The 17,591-nt window shown below is 35.8% G+C and carries 15 protein-coding genes; 1 reads left to right on the forward strand and 14 read right to left on the reverse strand.

Features of this window, described 5'->3' with window-relative positions:
- Positions 1-23 precede the first annotated feature (23 nt).
- On the reverse strand, positions 24-2,492 hold the full coding sequence (gene parC / locus HMPREF3103_RS07910; protein ID WP_070439017.1) for a DNA topoisomerase IV subunit A: 2,469 nt from the start codon (positions 2,490-2,492) through the stop codon (positions 24-26).
- Between the two features lies 1 nt (position 2,493).
- Positions 2,494-4,554 carry a DNA topoisomerase IV subunit B gene (gene parE, locus HMPREF3103_RS07915; protein WP_070439020.1) on the reverse strand — a complete coding sequence of 687 codons (2,061 nt, stop codon included), beginning with the start codon at positions 4,552-4,554 and terminating at the stop codon, positions 2,494-2,496.
- Between the two features lie 171 nt (positions 4,555-4,725).
- Between parE and plsY the strand changes: the two genes are divergently transcribed.
- Positions 4,726-5,346, forward strand: coding sequence for a glycerol-3-phosphate 1-O-acyltransferase PlsY (gene plsY, locus HMPREF3103_RS07920; protein ID WP_070439024.1), 621 nt, complete (start codon positions 4,726-4,728; stop codon positions 5,344-5,346).
- Between the two features lie 19 nt (positions 5,347-5,365).
- Here the strand turns inward: plsY and HMPREF3103_RS07925 are convergent, their stop codons facing one another.
- The 12 genes from HMPREF3103_RS07925 to HMPREF3103_RS07980 all read right to left on the reverse strand — a co-directional run.
- Positions 5,366-6,238 carry an aldose epimerase family protein gene (locus tag HMPREF3103_RS07925; protein WP_070439028.1) on the reverse strand — a complete coding sequence of 291 codons (873 nt, stop codon included), beginning with the start codon at positions 6,236-6,238 and terminating at the stop codon, positions 5,366-5,368.
- A 15-nt stretch (positions 6,239-6,253) separates the two neighbouring features.
- A complete protein-coding gene (gene codY, locus HMPREF3103_RS07930) occupies positions 6,254-7,057 on the reverse strand; it encodes a GTP-sensing pleiotropic transcriptional regulator CodY (protein WP_070439031.1) in 804 nt (267 codons plus the stop codon).
- A gap of 16 nt (positions 7,058-7,073) precedes the next feature.
- Positions 7,074-8,480, reverse strand: a complete 1,407-nt coding sequence (hslU, locus tag HMPREF3103_RS07935) for an ATP-dependent protease ATPase subunit HslU (RefSeq protein WP_070439034.1) — start codon at positions 8,478-8,480, stop codon at positions 7,074-7,076.
- A gap of 12 nt (positions 8,481-8,492) precedes the next feature.
- The gene (gene hslV / locus HMPREF3103_RS07940) at positions 8,493-9,023 is read right to left on the reverse strand and encodes an HslVU peptidase proteolytic subunit (RefSeq protein WP_070439039.1); all 531 of its coding nucleotides are present in this window, start codon (positions 9,021-9,023) and stop codon (positions 8,493-8,495) included.
- Positions 9,020-9,973 (reverse strand): tyrosine recombinase XerC, encoded by a 954-nt coding sequence (gene xerC, locus HMPREF3103_RS07945; protein WP_083278775.1) that lies wholly within the window; start codon positions 9,971-9,973, stop codon positions 9,020-9,022. Before xerC ends, hslV begins: the two co-directional genes overlap by 4 nt.
- A gap of 172 nt (positions 9,974-10,145) precedes the next feature.
- Complete coding sequence (gene topA, locus HMPREF3103_RS07950; protein WP_070439046.1) at positions 10,146-12,218, reverse strand: type I DNA topoisomerase; 2,073 nt, start codon at positions 12,216-12,218, stop codon at positions 10,146-10,148.
- Positions 12,219-12,365: 147 nt separating this feature from the next.
- The gene (dprA, locus tag HMPREF3103_RS07955; protein ID WP_070439049.1) at positions 12,366-13,232 is read right to left on the reverse strand and encodes a DNA-processing protein DprA; all 867 of its coding nucleotides are present in this window, start codon (positions 13,230-13,232) and stop codon (positions 12,366-12,368) included.
- A gap of 65 nt (positions 13,233-13,297) precedes the next feature.
- A complete protein-coding gene (locus HMPREF3103_RS07960) occupies positions 13,298-14,068 on the reverse strand; it encodes a ribonuclease HII (RefSeq protein WP_070439052.1) in 771 nt (256 codons plus the stop codon).
- Complete coding sequence (gene ylqF, locus HMPREF3103_RS07965) at positions 14,068-14,928, reverse strand: ribosome biogenesis GTPase YlqF (RefSeq protein ID WP_005605431.1); 861 nt, start codon at positions 14,926-14,928, stop codon at positions 14,068-14,070. The genes HMPREF3103_RS07960 and ylqF overlap by 1 nt, the downstream gene beginning before the upstream one ends.
- Positions 14,929-15,111: 183 nt before the next feature.
- The gene (locus HMPREF3103_RS07970) at positions 15,112-15,765 is read right to left on the reverse strand and encodes an NAD(P)H-dependent oxidoreductase (RefSeq protein ID WP_049554601.1); all 654 of its coding nucleotides are present in this window, start codon (positions 15,763-15,765) and stop codon (positions 15,112-15,114) included.
- Between the two features lie 174 nt (positions 15,766-15,939).
- On the reverse strand, positions 15,940-16,641 hold the full coding sequence (locus HMPREF3103_RS07975) for an MgtC/SapB family protein (protein WP_070439055.1): 702 nt from the start codon (positions 16,639-16,641) through the stop codon (positions 15,940-15,942).
- A gap of 204 nt (positions 16,642-16,845) precedes the next feature.
- Positions 16,846-17,591, reverse strand: a 746-nt coding sequence (locus tag HMPREF3103_RS07980; protein ID WP_148128826.1) for a collagen-flanked surface repeat-containing protein, incomplete at its 5' end; no start/stop codon positions are given.

Consider the following 17,591-nt stretch of genomic DNA (forward strand, 5'->3'; position numbering starts at 1 on the left):
GGAAGTCCTTTTCTTTATAATCTCTATTGTTCTTTCAATGAACTGTAGTCAAAGTTTGCCAATACAGCTTTTACTTCCTGGTCGTTATCCCCTAGAAGCATTGAACCATTACTTGTACGATCTACAAGTGTTAAGTCCATTGGTCTAACCACTTTTGTTTCGCCATTTCCAGCAATGATTGTGTATTCACTGCTTGAAGTGATTTCTCCATCTAAGAATACGACACGATGAGGTTTTGTTTTCAATTCACGTAAAACCATAAGTCCACGTTTTGCACGTGTAAGCATCGAAATTTCTATTACATTGAATCGTTTTACAGCCCCACGCTGTGTTGTAAGGAATGCAGAAACAACTTTATGTTCTAATGAATAAACCATCGCCCCAGCAACAAAATCTTCTTTACGAAGGTTGATTGCTTTCACACCGCTGGCTACAGTACCAACTACTGGAATTTCGCTTAATTCATAACGTAAACCAAATCCACAGTGTGTCACGATAAACACTTCTAGACCTTCTGGATTTGTTAAGACCACCTTAACAACTTCATCTGTCGTTGTCTTGAGTTTCATCGCATTACTTGTACGAGTCTTGTATCCTCGGTACGTTGTAAACTCATTGAATAATGTTTGTTTCACTAAGCCCTCTCTTGTAAAGAAGACAACCGTCCAATCTTTATAAGAGTCATCACTATCTTTAGCTTTGACAAATCCAGTCAGAATGACTTCGTTGCTACCCAAAGAAATGGATTGACTTAAATGGTTCCCCACGTCTTTCCATTTCGCTTCCGGAATTTCATGCACTGGTAAGTGTAAGTAATTTCCTTTTGAAGTAAATAGAATTAAGTTATCTAATGTAGAAGCTTTTTGGCAAAGAACCACTTCATCCCCTTCACGCATTCCATTTTCTTCTGGAGCGCTTGAAGAAAATGACCGTGGGCTAACACGTTTGTAGTATCCTTGTTTTGTAGCAACCACATATACTTCTTCTTCGGCGACTAACACTTCAGTTTCAATCTTAATCTCTTCAATTTCAGCTTGAATTTGCGTTAAACGAGGAGTTGCGTACTTCTTCTTCAAATCACGAAGTTCACTCTTCATTACTTGAAGAAGAGTTTTTTCGGATTTTAAGATACTTAAGAATGTTGCGATTTGCTCATTTAAATCAAGTTTTTCATTTTGAAGAATTGTAATATCCGTATTTGTTAAACGATACAATTGTAAGCTTACAATCGCTTCTGCTTGAATCATTGCGAAGTCGTATGTTTCCGCTAAACGTTCTTTAGCATGTTTCTTATCTTTACTGTTACGAATTAATGCGATGACTTCATCTAGAATCGATAAAGCCTTCATCAACCCATCAACGATATGAAGACGATCTTGCGCTTTCTTTAAATCGAATTGTGTACGTCTTGTAATCACTTCTTTTTGGAAGTTGATATACGATGTTAGAATCGTTTTTAAGCCAACTTGTACTGGACGGCGCTCATCGATAGCGACCATATTGAAGTTATAGTTCACTTGTAAATCAGTATTCTTCAATAAGTAGTTTAAGATTCCCTCAGCATTAGCTTCTTTCTTCAATTCAACAACGATTTGAAGCCCAGTACGGTCTGATTCGTCCCTTACTTCAGCAATCCCGTCAATCTTCTTATTCAAGCGAATTTCATCAATCTTCTTCACTAATAAAGCTTTGTTTACTTCATAAGGAATCTCTGAAATAATGATTTGCGATTTTCCACCTTTAATCGGTTCGATTTTTGTTTTCGAACGAATCACTACTTTACCGCGTCCAGTTTCATACGCTTGTTCTAATTCCTCAAGACCCTGAATAATTCCTCCTGTTGGGAAATCAGGACCTTTAACAAATTGCATCAATTCTTTCACAGTCGCTTTAGGATGGTCAATCGCATGAATGGTTGCATCAATAACCTCACCTAAATTATGAGTAGGAATCTCTGTTGCGTAACCGGCTGAAATCCCAGTAGCTCCATTTACAAGAAGGTTTGGATAGCGCGCAGGAAGTACAGTCGGTTCTTCTTCTGTATCATCGAAGTTTAAAACAAATTCAACGGTTTTCTTGTCTAAATCTTTTAGTAATTCTTCTGAGATTTTAGAAAGACGAGCTTCCGTATAACGCATCGCAGCAGCAGGGTCTCCATCCATACTACCGTTATTCCCGTGCATTTCAATTAACACATCACGAAGTTTCCAATCTTGACTCATACGAACCATTGCTTCATAAACTGAAGAGTCTCCGTGTGGGTGGAAATTACCGATTACGTTACCGACAGTCTTTGCTGATTTACGGAATTGTTTATCGCTTGTGTTTCCATCGATAGACATCGCATATAAAATACGACGTTGTACTGGTTTCAAGCCATCACGGATATCAGGAAGAGCACGGTCTTGGATAATGTATTTTGAATAACGTCCAAATCGGTCACCCATTACATCTTCCAGATTCAATTCTTGAATATCTTGAATTTGACTCATACTATTCCTCCTCTCCTAGTAACGACAATTGTTCTACATGATCAATTGTTGCTTCTTTTTTCTTAACTGATGGTTTCTTTTCTTCTTTTTTCGGACTAGCTGTTGTGCTAATGGCATTTACATCTGATTCTAAAATGCTCTTATCTTCTTCCAGACCAAACTCAACGTGGCGTTCAATCCATTTACGACGAGGTTCCACTTTATTCCCCATTAATGTGCTTACACGACGTTCTGCTTGAGCTTTATCATCGATAACAACACGAATTAACGTTCTTGTATCTGGATTCATAGTAGTATCCCATAATTGGTCAGCGTTCATTTCCCCAAGACCTTTATAACGTTGTAATAAGTAGCCTTTTCCGACTATTTTAGTCTTCTCTTCAAGTTCTTTTTCTGTCCACGCATACTCAATCACTTGTTTTTTACCAGTTCCTTTAGAAATTTTATATAAAGGTGGTAATGCAAGATAAACTTTTCCGGCTTCAATCAATGGTTTCATATAACGATAGAAGAATGTTAACAGCAAGACTTGAATGTGAGCCCCATCGGTATCCGCATCGGTCATAATAACAATTTTGTCATAGTTACAATCCTCAATCTTGAAGTCACTACCAACACCAGCACCAATGGTATAAATAATCGTATTGATTTCTTCGTTCTTAAGAATGTCTGAAATCGATGCTTTTTCAGTATTGATTACTTTACCACGTAATGGAAGAATCGCTTGGAACTTACGGTCACGACCTTGTTTTGCAGAACCACCGGCAGAATCCCCCTCTACTAAGTAAAGTTCATTCTTCTTAGGGTTCTTACTTTGAGCAGGCGTTAATTTACCAGAAAGAAGTGTTTCCTTCTTCTTGCCCTTCTTACCATTACGGCTCTCTTCACGGGCCTTACGACTCGCCTCACGCGCTTCACGTGCTTTAATGGCTTTACGAATTAATTCCTGTGCAATTTCACCGTTTTCCGTTAAGAAGAAACCTAGTTGCTCAGAAATTGTATTATCAACAATTCCGCGAGCAGCAGGTGTACCTAATTTATCTTTCGTTTGTCCTTCAAATTGTAGAATCTCTTCAGGAATACGAAGCGAAATAATCGCTGTTAATCCTTCGCGAACATCGCTGCCTTCTAAGTTTTTGTCTTTCTCTTTTAAAAGACCAACTTTACGTGCGTATTCGTTGAACGCTTTTGTTAAGGCACTCTTCATTCCCACTTCGTGAGTACCACCGTCTTTTGTACGAACGTTATTTACAAAAGATAAAATCGTTTCTGAATAACCATCGTTATATTGGAATGCAAATTCGGTTTCAACACCATCCACTGTGCTATCAAAATCAACAACAGGAGATAATGTATCTTTTTCTTCATTTAAGTATTGGATAAAATCGCGAATTCCTTCTTCATAATGGAACGTTTCTGATTCTCCAGTACGCTCATCTGTTAAAACAATTGTAAGTCCTTTTAATAAGAACGCTGATTCTCTTAAACGTTCAGCTAATGTTTCATAAGACCAATTCGTTGTTGAAAATGTCTTATCACTTGGAAGGAATGTAACTGTAGTTCCAGAGCCACGACGGCTTGTTTTTTCTTTTTTAACAGTTCCGACTGGTTCACCACCATTTTTAAACGATTGTTTGTATAATGTTCCATCTCGCAAAACTTCTACGGTTAACCAATCTGACAACGCGTTAACAACAGACGCCCCAACACCGTGAAGACCACCTGATGTTTTATATCCACCTTGGCCGAATTTACCACCGGCATGTAATACAGTAAAGATAACTTGAATAGTTGGGATTCCAGAAGCATGCTTTCCCGTTGGCATTCCACGACCATTATCTTTTACTGAAAGTGATTGATCTTTATGAATTGTTACTTCAATTTTTGTAGCGTAACCTGATAATGCCTCATCGACCGCATTATCAACAATTTCATACGCTAAGTGATGAAGTCCACGATGATCAGTTGATCCAATATACATCCCTGGACGTTTACGTACAGCTTCAAGACCTTCTAAAACTTGAATCGCATCATCATTATACTGATTCTTCACTTTGCTCATTTAATACTCTCCTTTTTTCATCATCTTATCTATAATACTTGTTTTTAAATATTTTCGCAAGATTTCCCTTCATAAATAGCGTTATAATAACATTTCTTATTAGAATTGTAAGTTAAAATGTTTTTGTGTTAAACTGTTTCTAGACTGTTTTTAAAAGGAGAAGTCAAACAAATGTCATTTACATTTATAATTGGTGCCATAGTGGCATACTTACTTGGTTCGATTCCATCTGGATTATGGGTTGGGCAGTATTTCTTTAAAAAAGATATTCGCCAATATGGGAGTGGAAATTTAGGATCAACAAATGCGTTTCGAGTTTTAGGAAAAAAAGCGGGTTCTCTAGTATTATTCTGTGATATCTTTAAAGGATTCTTAGCGATGATTCTTGCTTTAACTATATTTAAGCAACCTGATATTTCTCCATTGTGGATTGCCTCATTCGCGGTTATTGGTCATACTTTTCCCATTTTTGCTTCATTCAAAGGAGGAAAAGCGGTTGCTACTTTTGCTGGAATGATTTTAGCTTACCAACCATTATTACTTTTATATGGACTTATTATTTTCTTAGTACTCCTTGCAATTACCCGAATGGTTAGCCTTACTGCTATGGTTACTATCACTTTAGGAGCATTCCTTTCTCTACTATTCAATGATTGGACACTAACACTTTTTGCGCTTGCAATAGATATTTTTATCATTTATCGACATCGTTCCAATATCCAAAGAATTTTAAATGGAACGGAAAATAAAGTTCCAATGCCTTGGGAACAAAAAAATAAAGACACTAAGTAAGTACTTAGTGTCTTTTCTTTTACTCGAAAATAAAACTGGCTGTAGATTGATAAGGTGTCATATTTGTGATTCGCAAGACATTCTTTTTTTCTTCTAAATTTTGCGTAAAATCATTCGCCAAGTCTGGATATCCATCCCAAGGTTCAAAGCAAACAAAAGGAGAATCATCAGGCATAGTCCATACTCCTAAAGCACCAATCCCATTTAAAAGTACAGTTACGCTTCTATTCCCTTTTTGAGAATACAACTTGCCTTTGAAATGAGGGGAATTTGATTTAAATAATAATACATCATTCGTAAATAAATCATGGTGTAATCGAAATTCTCTTTCAGGATACGAAGTTCCTTCTAGCGAAGCAAGATATGGAATCTCTAATTCTAGTTTATGAATCAAACTTTTCGAATCTAATTGGATTCGATAATCTTCAAACGACAATCCTTCTTCCAACGGTACTCTAAATGCTGGATGACCACCAATTGCAAAGTACATTTCTGGACTTTGAGTAGTAACGAAATAACTCATATCTAATTGACGACCATTTAAGGTGTATTTTAGACGCAATTGAAAATCGAAAGGATAGTTTTCCTCAATCATCTCATTCGTAAGTAAGAAAGTGGCAAAATCACTTCCATTATCCTCTAACTTAAATGCATAGTCACGAGCAAAACCATGTTTTCTAGCTTCGTAATCTTTCCCTTTGTAGGAAAAAGAGTTATTTCGAATAGCACCAATATTCGGAAATAAAATTGGAGATTGTTTATTCCAATGAATCCCATCTGGTTGATACATATATTCCGTATGAGTCTCTTTATCAAATACAGAAGTTAGTTCTGCCCCAAAAAGTTTTACTCTAATTTTTAAAAATTTATTTTCTAAAGAAATGTTATCCATGTAATCGCCTCTAGTTTATGAATGTTTTAATTCAGTTAATAAGGATTTTTTGATATTTTGATTTTTTATTTTTATATAGGTTCCTTTAGTTCCTAGGCTGCGACTTTCAATAATTCCTGCTGATTCAAGTTTACGAATAGCATTTACAATTACTGTACGAGTAATATTATACTCTTTCGCAATTTTTAAAGCAGTGAATCTTAAATCCATACCATCAAACAATTGGATAATCACTTTAATGGCTTCTAATTCACTATAAGATAACGAACTAAGAGCTAAATGAACATTTTGTTGTTCTCTCTTTTCTTGCTCAATCTTTCTTGTATACCAGTGCAACATTTCTGTTCCAATTACTGTTCCTGCGTGTTCAGCCAAAATAAGATCGTCGGTTGAAAAAGGTTCTTCATCCTTCCCCATCACTACAAATCCTAATTGAATTCCTGAAGTAAAAATTGGAATAATGGTAGTCATTGCATTCTTGAAATTATCATGTAATTCAACTGGAAAAATCGTTAGTTCATCCGTTACAGGTATATTTTCCTTCGTGAATTTTAAAGATGTTAATCCGTCCATATAAAAATCCGGAAATTGTCTACTATTTTTATACTCCTTCATACGATCGTTATTTACTTGAAATTCATCATGAATTCCTAACAATCTTCCATCGCTTGATGCGATATATAAATCAACTTTCAAAAGAGTTCCCAAAATTTCTGTTAGTTTATTAAATGGTAAATCTGCTGTTTCAGAATCTCTCCAAATATTATCATACTGGACAATTTCATTAATCTTCCTTAAATCAGCTAAAACTTTACGCATGAGTATATTCTCCTTTTTATAAAATGTATTTAGTTAAATCTTGATCCTCTCGAATCGCATTTAATTTACTTTCTACATATTGTTCAGTTATTTGGATGCTTCCCATTTGCATCGTTGGTGCTTCGAACAATAATTCTTCTAATACAGTTTCCAAAATAGTGTGAAGACGACGGGCACCAATATTTTCCATTGTACTATTCACTTCGAAAGCAATCTCAGCCAATTTTGAAACAGCTTCTTTTGTGAAAACGACTTCCACATTTTCTGTAGCAAGTAATGCCTTATACTGTTTTAATAATGCGTTTTTAGGTTCCATTAAAATGCGTTCAAAATCTTCTTTTGATAAATCTTGTAATTCAACCCGAATCGGGAATCTGCCTTGTAATTCAGGCATTAAATCACTTGGTTTAGCCGCATGGAATGCTCCAGAAGCAATAAACAAAATATGGTCTGTATTAATCACACCGTATTTCGTATTCACTTGGCTCCCCTCAACGATTGGTAAAATATCTCTTTGTACTCCTTCCCTTGAGACTTCCCCTCCGTTTTGACCTTTTGCAGCAATCTTATCAATTTCATCGATAAAGATAATTCCTGATGTTTCAGCTAGTTTTAAAGCTTCTGCATGCATATCTTCCTGATTGATAAGGTTATTTGCTTCTTCCTCAGTTAATAGTTCTAACGCTTCTTTAACAGTGACTGTACGGCTAATTTTCTTCTTAGGAGTCATCTGGTCAAGAACGGATTGAATTTGCATCATTTGTTCCATTTGGTTACCAGAACCCGCCATCCGCATTGGTTTCTCTGTTAATTCAATTGTTACTTCTTTTGAATCAAGTACTCCATTTCTTAATTGTTGCTCAATATCACGACGACTTTGAGCAATTTCTTCTGTGACTTCTTCCTTCATTTCAGGTTCTAATCCAGGGTTTTGAATGCCCATTTGTTGAAACATATTGAAGAGTGAATCTTGTTGTGGGTTCGATACTTTCTTCATGATTCCAGGTTTTAAGATCTTCGCAAGCTTTTTAACAGCCTTATCAAAAGCTTGCGGCTTTACCTCTTCTTGTTTTAGTTTAGTCACAATTTGAATCGCATTTTCCACTAAATCACGAACCATCGATTCTACATCACGCCCAACGTAACCGACTTCCGTAAATTTAGTTGCTTCCACTTTTGCAAATGGTGCATCAACTAATTTAGCAAGACGACGAGCCAATTCAGTTTTACCAACCCCAGTAGGTCCAATCATCAATAAATTTTTTGGAGTAACTTCTTTTTTCATTTCTTCATCTAATAATAGACGACGGTAACGATTTCGAAGAGCCACCGCTAACGCTCGTTTAGCATCCTGTTGCCCAACGATGAACTGATCTAATTCAGACACAACTTCTCTAGGTGTTTTACTAATATTTGCTTGCATACTTCCACTTCCTTACGCCAACGTTTCAGTAATGATATTATCGTTTGTAAAAATATCAATCTCTGAAGCGATTTTTAAACTTTCACGAGCAATATCTTCTGCTGTTAAATTCGAATCCCCAAATCTTAGGAGACCTCTAGCAGCTGATAAAGCGAAGTTACCACCAGAACCGATTGTTAGAATACCATCATCTGGTTCAATGACTTCTCCTGTCCCTGAAACAAGTAACACTTGTTCTTTATTCATTACGATTAACATCGCTTCTAATTTTTGTAAACCACGGTCACTTCTCCAATGTTTCGCCATTTCAATAGATGCACGTTGTAAGTTCCCTTTGAATTGTTTAAGCTTATCTTCAAACATTTCTTCTAAAGTGATTGCATCTGCTACACCGCCTGCAAATCCCACAAGTACTTGATTGTCAAAAATACGACGGATTTTACGAGCGGTCCCCTTCATTATCACTTTTTCACCCATTGTCACTTGACCGTCACCAGCCATAGCAACTTGGTTATCTTTTTTTACTGCACAAATTGTAGTCATGATTTTCCTCCGTTATTCTTATTAAAGGCACTAGCGTCAAATTCGTTCTTCCCAGCTTTAGACCTTGGAAAATATAATTGGTAATTTTGTTGAAGAGCTTCTTTTGTCACATGTGTATAAATCTGAGTTGAACTAAGACTTACATGCCCTAAAAGTTCCTGAACAGTTCGCATATCTGCACCATTATTCAACAAATGCGTTGCAAACGTATGTCTTAGCATATGTGGATGAATCTTTAATGTTAGTCCACTTTCTTGAATTAGTTTTTCTAAAATATAACGAACTCCATTAGTCGTCAGTGGATCACCTAAATGATTCACAAACACGAAAAAATGCTCCTTCCTTTCTTTAGCCATAAGATCCTTTCGTCCTTCTTCAAGATAAGTTTCTAAAGCCGTTCTAGCAAAGTCACCAATCGGAACATAGCGTTCTTTAGAACCTTTACCGATGACGAGGATAACGCTATTATCCAGGTCTAATTGCTCAAGAGTTAAATTCGTTAACTCACTGACACGCATACCTGTAGCATATAATACTTCGACTAGAGCTTTATTACGTTGGTCTAAAGACTGATTTCCATCAATAGAATTGATAAATTTTTCAATTTCATCTTCATAAAAAAACTCTGGAAGAAGCATTTTACCCTTTTTATAACTGACTGACGCAAAAGGATTTGATTCTACTGCTTTTCGTTCTACCAAAAAATAATAAAAAGAACGTAAACTTGAAAGGAACCGAGAAATACTTGAACGATTATAGTTTTCACGATGTAAAACTCCTAAATAGATTCGAACATCAACGACAGATACATCGTTCCATGACGTAATTGGAACTTCTGTTAAGTAATCGCAGAAATGTTGAATATCACGCTCATACGCATGAATCGTCTCTGGTGAATAACGTCGTTCAACTTTTATATACGCTAAGAAATCTTGCATTTCATTCTTCATCATCTTCCTCCTATCGTTAACTTTATCACAGTAAGCACTTTCTTACAACCGAATTGTCAAAATTATTAAGACAATTAATACATATTTAATAAACTCTGCGTCATAGTCAATGCACTAACATAATTTCACGCACATAAAGAGAGCACCCAGATTTCTCCAAGTGCTCTTTCCTTTATTTTTGAACTTCCTCTTTATAATCGCAATTACTACATGCAATTTGTTTTCCACCGCGACCTTTTTTCTCAACTAAGTAGTGATCACATTTTGGACAATTGCGTCCTACAGGTTTATCCCATGAAACGAATTCACATTCAGGATAACGATCACAACCATAGAAGATACGATTTTTCTTCGACTTACGTTCAATCACTTTGCCTTTTCCACAAGTTGGACATGTAATCCCAATATCTTTAACAATGGCTTGTGTATGATGACATTCTGGGAAATTGCTACATGCGTAGAATTTGCCAAATCGACCTAATTTAATCACCATCGGATGGCCACATTTTTCACAGTTAAATCCAGCTGGTTCGTCTTTAATTTGAACTTTCTCGATTTCAACTTCAGCCTTATCCACTTCAATCTTAAACGGTTGGTAGAACTTATCGATAACTTGTACCCACTCTTCTTTTCCTTCTTCTACAAGGTCAAGATTGTCTTCCATGGAAGCCGTAAAATGAGTGTCGACAATATTTGGGAAGTATTGTTCGATAATTTGATGAACAACATATCCAAGTTCCGTTGGTTCAAAACGTTTAGAAACTAATTTAACGTAGTAACGTTTTTGGATTGTTTCGATTGTTGGTGCATATGTTGATGGACGACCAACACCGATTTCTTCTAATGTTTTAATTAACGTAGCTTCAGAATAACGTGCAGGCGGTTGTGTGAAATGTTGTTCTGGATTTAGTTTTACTAATTGAACTTCATCCCCAACTTGCATTTCCGGAAGCACGTTTCCTTTTTTCGCTTCTGCATTATCTTGATATACCTTTTGATACCCAGCAAACTTAATTGTAGATCCTTTTGCCTTAAACACATGATTGTTTTGTTCTAAATCTACTTGTACAGTATCATAAACTGCTGCAGTCATTTGACTAGCAACAAATCGAGACCAAATTAAGGTGTACAATTTCAATTGATCTTTTGTTAAATAACTTGCGATTGAATCCGGTGTACGTAAAACAGATGAAGGACGAATTGCTTCGTGAGCATCTTGAGCGCCTTCAGCGTTCTTTACAGTACGTTTGGTCGCTAGACAGTACTCTTTACCAAACTCTTTCTCAATGAACTCAGAAGCCTCATTTTGGGCAGATGCTGAAATTCGAGTTGAGTCTGTACGCATATACGTAATCAAACCGACTGAACCACTACGACCAAGAGATACCCCTTCATAAAGTTGTTGAGCTACCATCATCGTTTTTCGCGTTCTGAAGTTTAAGCGGTTTGACGCATCTTGTTGCAAGCTACTTGTTGTAAATGGAGCTGCAGGATTGCGTCTACGTTCTTTCTTCGTTACTTTAGTAACTTTGAATGGTTTCTTCTCAGAAAGTTCGTCCATTACTGATTTCACAGTCGCTTCTTTATCTAAAGACGCTTTCTCAGCAGTTGTACCATAATAATTTGCTACAAAAGCTTTCTTTTCTTTTTTGAATTGTCCTTCAAGAGTCCAGTATTCTTCTGGAACGAATGCTTTAATTTCGTTTTCGCGATCAATAATTAATTTTACCGCGATACTTTGAACACGACCAGCACTCAATCCTTTTTTTACTTTCTTCCATAAAATAGGAGATAAAGTGTAACCCACAAGGCGGTCTAAAATACGACGTGCTTGTTGCGCATCAACTAAATCCATGTCAATCATTCTAGGATTCTTAAATGCTTCTTTAATTGCATCTTTTGTAATCTCATTAAACTCCACACGAATAGGTTTGTTTAAATCAAGTCCTAATAAATGCGCTAAATGCCAAGAAATAGCTTCTCCTTCTCTATCCGGGTCACTTGCAAGATAAACTGCATCTGCTTTGGCTGCTTCCTTTTTAAGAGACTTAATTAAATCGCCCTTCCCTCGAATCGAAATATAATGAGGTTCATAATTATTTTCAATATCTACACCCATTTTGCTCTTAGGTAAATCTCTTAAGTGACCTTTACTTGCGACCACTTTAAAATTTTTTCCCAAATAGCGTTCAATGGTTTTAGCTTTTGTAGGAGATTCTACAATCACTAAGTTTTGCTTCACCATTAAATGGCTCCTTCCATCATTACTCTGTCTAATATTAAAATATCAGGCAAAAAGCCTGTATTTAGCGAGATTGTTTAAATTGTCTTTTGTCATCATATCTAAACACATTCTTTTTGTCAAGGCAACAAATTATCTCTTATAGTTTTTTTATGGAAAGTAATGTAAATTTTTATCAATGGTTTCAGCGCTAGAAACTAAACAAGCCCCAGCTTCAATTAGTTGATTAGTTCCTTTTGAATGCGATGAAAAAATACTTTCAGGAATAGCAAATACCTCTCTATTTTCACTCAAGGCAATATTAGCAGTAATTAGACTTCCACTTCTCTCTTTAGCTTCTACTACACAAACACCATGGCTTAACCCTGCTATGATGCGATTTCGGTAAGGAAAATGAAACTTCAAAGGTCGACTTCCTAAAGGATATTCAGAAATAATAAGACCTTTTTCCCCTATTTCTTTATAGAGATTGGCATTTTCAGGTGGATATACAACATCTAATCCACTTCCTATAACCGCTATCGTTTTTCCATCACCCTTCAAGCATTCAAGGTGTGCTAAAGAATCCACTCCTTTAGCTAGACCGCTAATAATTCCGATTTTCTTCTGTACTAAATCCTGTACAATGATTTTCGTACATTGTTTTGCATAGTTTGAATGTTCTCTAGAACCTACTAAAGCGACTAATCGTTCATTTAACAAAGACCATTCTCCTTTATAGAAAAGAACAATTGGAGGTAAATAAATTTCTTTTAACCTTCTTGGATAAACAGCATCCAAAATGGTCAATACTTTTACTTTTTCTGCCTTCATTTTTTCAAAAGAAGCTAACCAATCAAATGTCTCTAACCATTTAGAAGTTTCTTCGGGCAAGCTGAATTTTACATCCCCTAAAACAAATGGATGATTTAAAGAAACATCATCATTCAATTTTTGAAACAACTCATAAAACTGTTTACTATTCAATGTTTCACTAATCGCTATTCCAATTAATAGTTTTCTTTTTGTTAATAACATAAATAAACTCCTTCCGGTAAATAGTTTTCAAAACTATTTACGAGAAAGAGTTTATTTTTGGAACTTTATTGTTGATATTCTTTTACAGGTGCAAATGTCATACGATGTATTGGCGTCGGACCTAATTTCTCAAGACCTTCTATGTGTGCTTTCGTACCATATCCTGAATTTTGTGCAAATCCATATCCTGGATACAGTTGTTCGTAATCCTTCATCATTTGGTCCCTTACCTCTTTAGCAACAATACTTGCCGCAGCTATCGAGATGCTCTTCGCGTCCCCTTTAATAATGCCTTCTTCTGGAATTCCTGTATCCAATTTCATCGCATCAATTAATAAATAATCAGGTTGTTCAGGCAATAATTCAATCGCTCGCTTCATCGCCACTTTACTAGCTTCATAAATATTAATTTTATCAATCGTGAATGCATCGACAATACCGATACCAATGGCAACAGCTTGCTCTTTAATCATTTCGAAGATTTCTTCGCGTTTTTTCGCGCTCAACTTCTTAGAATCATCGAGACCAATATCTTCCATACCTTCAGGAAGAATGACAGCAGCTGCTACCACTGGACCAGCAAGTGGGCCGCGACCCACTTCATCAATTCCTGCAATCATTCGGTAGCCTTTTTGTTTGGCTGCACGTTCAAAGCTTTGCATTTCCTCAAAGTGTGCAGCACGTTCTGCTTTTTTGGCGAATTGACGTTCAAACTTTGCGATTAAATCTTGAACTCCTTTACGATCGTCACTTCTAAGTTCTGTTAAACGTTCATCCGACAACGTTTGAATTTCTTCAAGAATCAATTTAATTTCTTTGATGGAACGTTTTTCCATTATGCTTCCTCCGTTAACGACACAGGCGCTTGGTCTAATGTATAACGACCCAGTTTTCCTGAACGAATATCAAACACGATTCGTTCACTTGCCTTTTCATAATCTTCTTTAAAGCCTAAATTCTTTGTAATTAACATTAATAAATCAACATTTGAAAGTTCTAAATCGCTATCTATTAAACGATAAGCTTTCTTTAAATACTCTGGATAATCTAATTTAAACTGACTAAGAGCAAAAAGTGCAATATCATCCATGTGAAGGAGTGCATCTTTAATCGCACCCGTAAGTGCTAGTTTATTCCCAACTTCTTCACTTTCAAACTTTGGCCATAAAATACCTGGAGTATCCAGTAATTCAAAATCATTTCCGATTTTTAACCAGCGTTGTCCCTTTGTAACACCAGGACGATTTGCTGTTTCAGCTTGATTTTTATTAATCATACGGTTGATAAAGGTTGATTTTCCTACGTTAGGAATTCCGAGAACCATTAAACGAATCGGTCTAGGACGAATACCTTTTTCCAGATTCTTTTCAAAGACTGGCGCCATTAATTCCTTAATGGCCGCTTTAACCTGTTTTATCCCTTTGCCATCTTTAGCTTCTGTTGTAAGAACTTTAATTCCTTGGCTAGTAAAATAATCATTCCAACGTTTTGTTTGAGATGGATCTGCCAAATCAACTTTATTTAATAAGATTAATTGCTTCTTCTGTCCTTTAATTTCTTCGATAATAGGATTGCGACTTGATTCTGGAATACGAGCATCCACCATTTCAATCACGACATCGACTAATTTCAATTTTTCAGTTGCTTCCCTGCGCGCTTTGGCCATATGCCCCGGGAACCATTGGATTGTTGCCATACGTTTCGAATCCTTTCTATATTACATTCACAAAAACATTCTTATAGAATCAACGAATATTATACCACGTTTTAATCCTTTTTTCCGTTCTCTTCCATATTCATATAACAAAAACTCAGTACAGTAGCAATTATTCATTACTGATGTACTGAGATAGTAGTCGTTTGCTAAGAAATATCTTTTCTAATCAATTACTTCATAAATACTTTCTGTATTCCAACGAACTTTTGGTTTAATGTCTTCATCTCTATAACCAAACGCACACATGACGGATACTCCAAATTCTGATGTATCTAGAACGCCTTTTTCTTCTAAATAAGCTTCAACTTTAGCTTTATCATATCCTTCAATCGGACAAGAATCCATTCCCATCAAAACTGCTGCATTCATCATATTCGCCATTTGGATATACGTTTGTTTACTTGCCCAGTCAAAGAGTGATCGTTCATCGTTTAACTGTGCATCACTTTCTTGGAAGCTCTTGATTCGATGCGCATATGCAGAATCTGGATCATAACTTCTATGTCTTACTTCTTGCATTAATTTTTCAATATAAGGTGTTTCATAGTTTACACCTTTACGAGCTAAATAAATCACAAAATGACTTGCTCCATCGAGCATTGAAACAGCGCCCCATGCCATTGATTTTAAATCTTGTTTCATTCCTTCATTGTTTAGTAAAAGCATCTTCCAAGGTTCGAACCCCAATGAAGAAGGTGCTAATCGTCCTACTTCGACAAGGGCTGCCCAATCTTCATCAGAAATACGACGTGTTGGGTCAAACTTTTTAGTAGCATAACGTTGATGTTGCAACGCAATAATTTCTTCTCTATTCATAATAGTAAACTCCTTTATCTTGATTATTACGAAAACTTCAACTAAGAAATAAATCTCTCATATAAATTAAGTTTATCAGCTAAAAAACAAAATAGCAATTCCCTCACAAATAACTCTTTTCTAATCAATAATAAATATAAAAAATGAGACTGGAGTAGTCCAGTCTCACTATAACTATTGCGGATTATTTTCAGAAGATTTAAATTTGACCTTTTTAATTTTAAAGTCAATATGTCTTTCTCTGATAGTTGATTCGATATCATCAATTAGGATTCTCTTATCATTCTCTATCTGAATATTGATTTCGTACTTTCCACCAATATCTTTCACATCCACATTTGCTATTTGATATTGTTTTAAATTACAGTATTCATAAATATCGTGAACAAGAGAAATATCTCCAACAGTTCCATTAATACTTGCCTGATAAATCTGCTGCTGTTTTGTAAAATCATGTGTTAACCATTGAATTAACATAACAAAGATACTACAAACAATTCCAAAGAACCAAAATCCTCCACCAATGGCCATTCCAATCCCTGAAGTAGCCCAAATACCAGCAGCTGTTGTTAAACCACTTATTTTTTTATCCCTCATGAAAATGATACCACCACCAATGAAGGAAATCCCACTTACAATTTGAGCAGCCACACGTGAAGTATCGTAATCTGGAGTGTTCAGAAAAGCTTCTTTAGAAATAATCATCATTAAGGCAGAAGTAAGACAAACAATCACGTGTGTCTTTACTCCGGCTTGTTTATTCCTTGCTTTTCTTTCATAACCAATTAATAAACCACAAATACAAGCCAAAATAATTGATGTAAAATGTCGTAATTCAAGCATTGCATCAAATGAACGTATAAACACTTGATCCATATCTTTCCTCCCTAAAAACGTGTATTCCTATTTTACGTTTGTTTAATAGGAAAGTCAAATTTTATGAAATCGTTTACTGGAGAAAGAAAAAGGAAATTTAACAAAAAAATCAGGAAGTGAGTACTTACGACTCAATCTTCCTGATCTTTTAAATAGGTGCTTTTCTAGAAAAAATAAATTTTTTAAGAAAAATCACTCTAACAACTATTCTTCTTTTCTTTTACCTACATAGAGTGTTAAAAGAATACCACTTCCTAGAAGCATTGGAATGACTTCTGTATGCGCTCCAGTATTTGGCAAAATAGCATTATTGTTAGTCTCATTAGCTACTTTATTTGCAGTTGAGATAGTACTTGCGACTAATGATGGATTCTTATCGGAATTCACTGGAATTGCTGATGGAATTGCTCCTCCAATAGTTGTGCTTCCAACAGGAGTATTATTTCCTGGTGTATTTGTATAAGGTGTACTATTTGTTGGAGTTCCATTTGTCGAAGAACCATTTGATGGTGTAACACTAGTCGTCGTTCCGTTAGATGGAATTCCATTTGTGGATGTTGGATTGGTAGGAGTTCCATTTGTTGGCGAAATAGAGCAATTACATGTTCCATCCTTTCCATCTTTCCCATTTTTAACTACGACTTCTTGTTTAGTTCCGTCAGGATTTGTTACTGAAATTGTATAACTTCCATCATTATTATCAGTTAATGTAATAACTGGAGAAATACCATCTTTCCCGTCAATACCATTTTGACCGGAAACACCTGGATCCCCTTTGTCTCCTTTAGGTCCGGTTTCGCCATCTTTTACAACAAATGTTCCAAGAACTTCATCAGTGGCTTCATCAAACTGACTATTACCGTTTTTGTCAAGGTAGAACGTTAGTTTTGTCTCTTTCTTAGCATTGTCGCGTTCTATTTTAACTTTTGGAGTTTCTCCGTCTTTACCGT

The sequence above is a fragment of the Granulicatella sp. HMSC30F09 genome, from assembly GCF_001806915.1.
GTDB classification, from domain to species: Bacteria; Bacillota; Bacilli; order Lactobacillales; family Aerococcaceae; genus Granulicatella; species Granulicatella adiacens.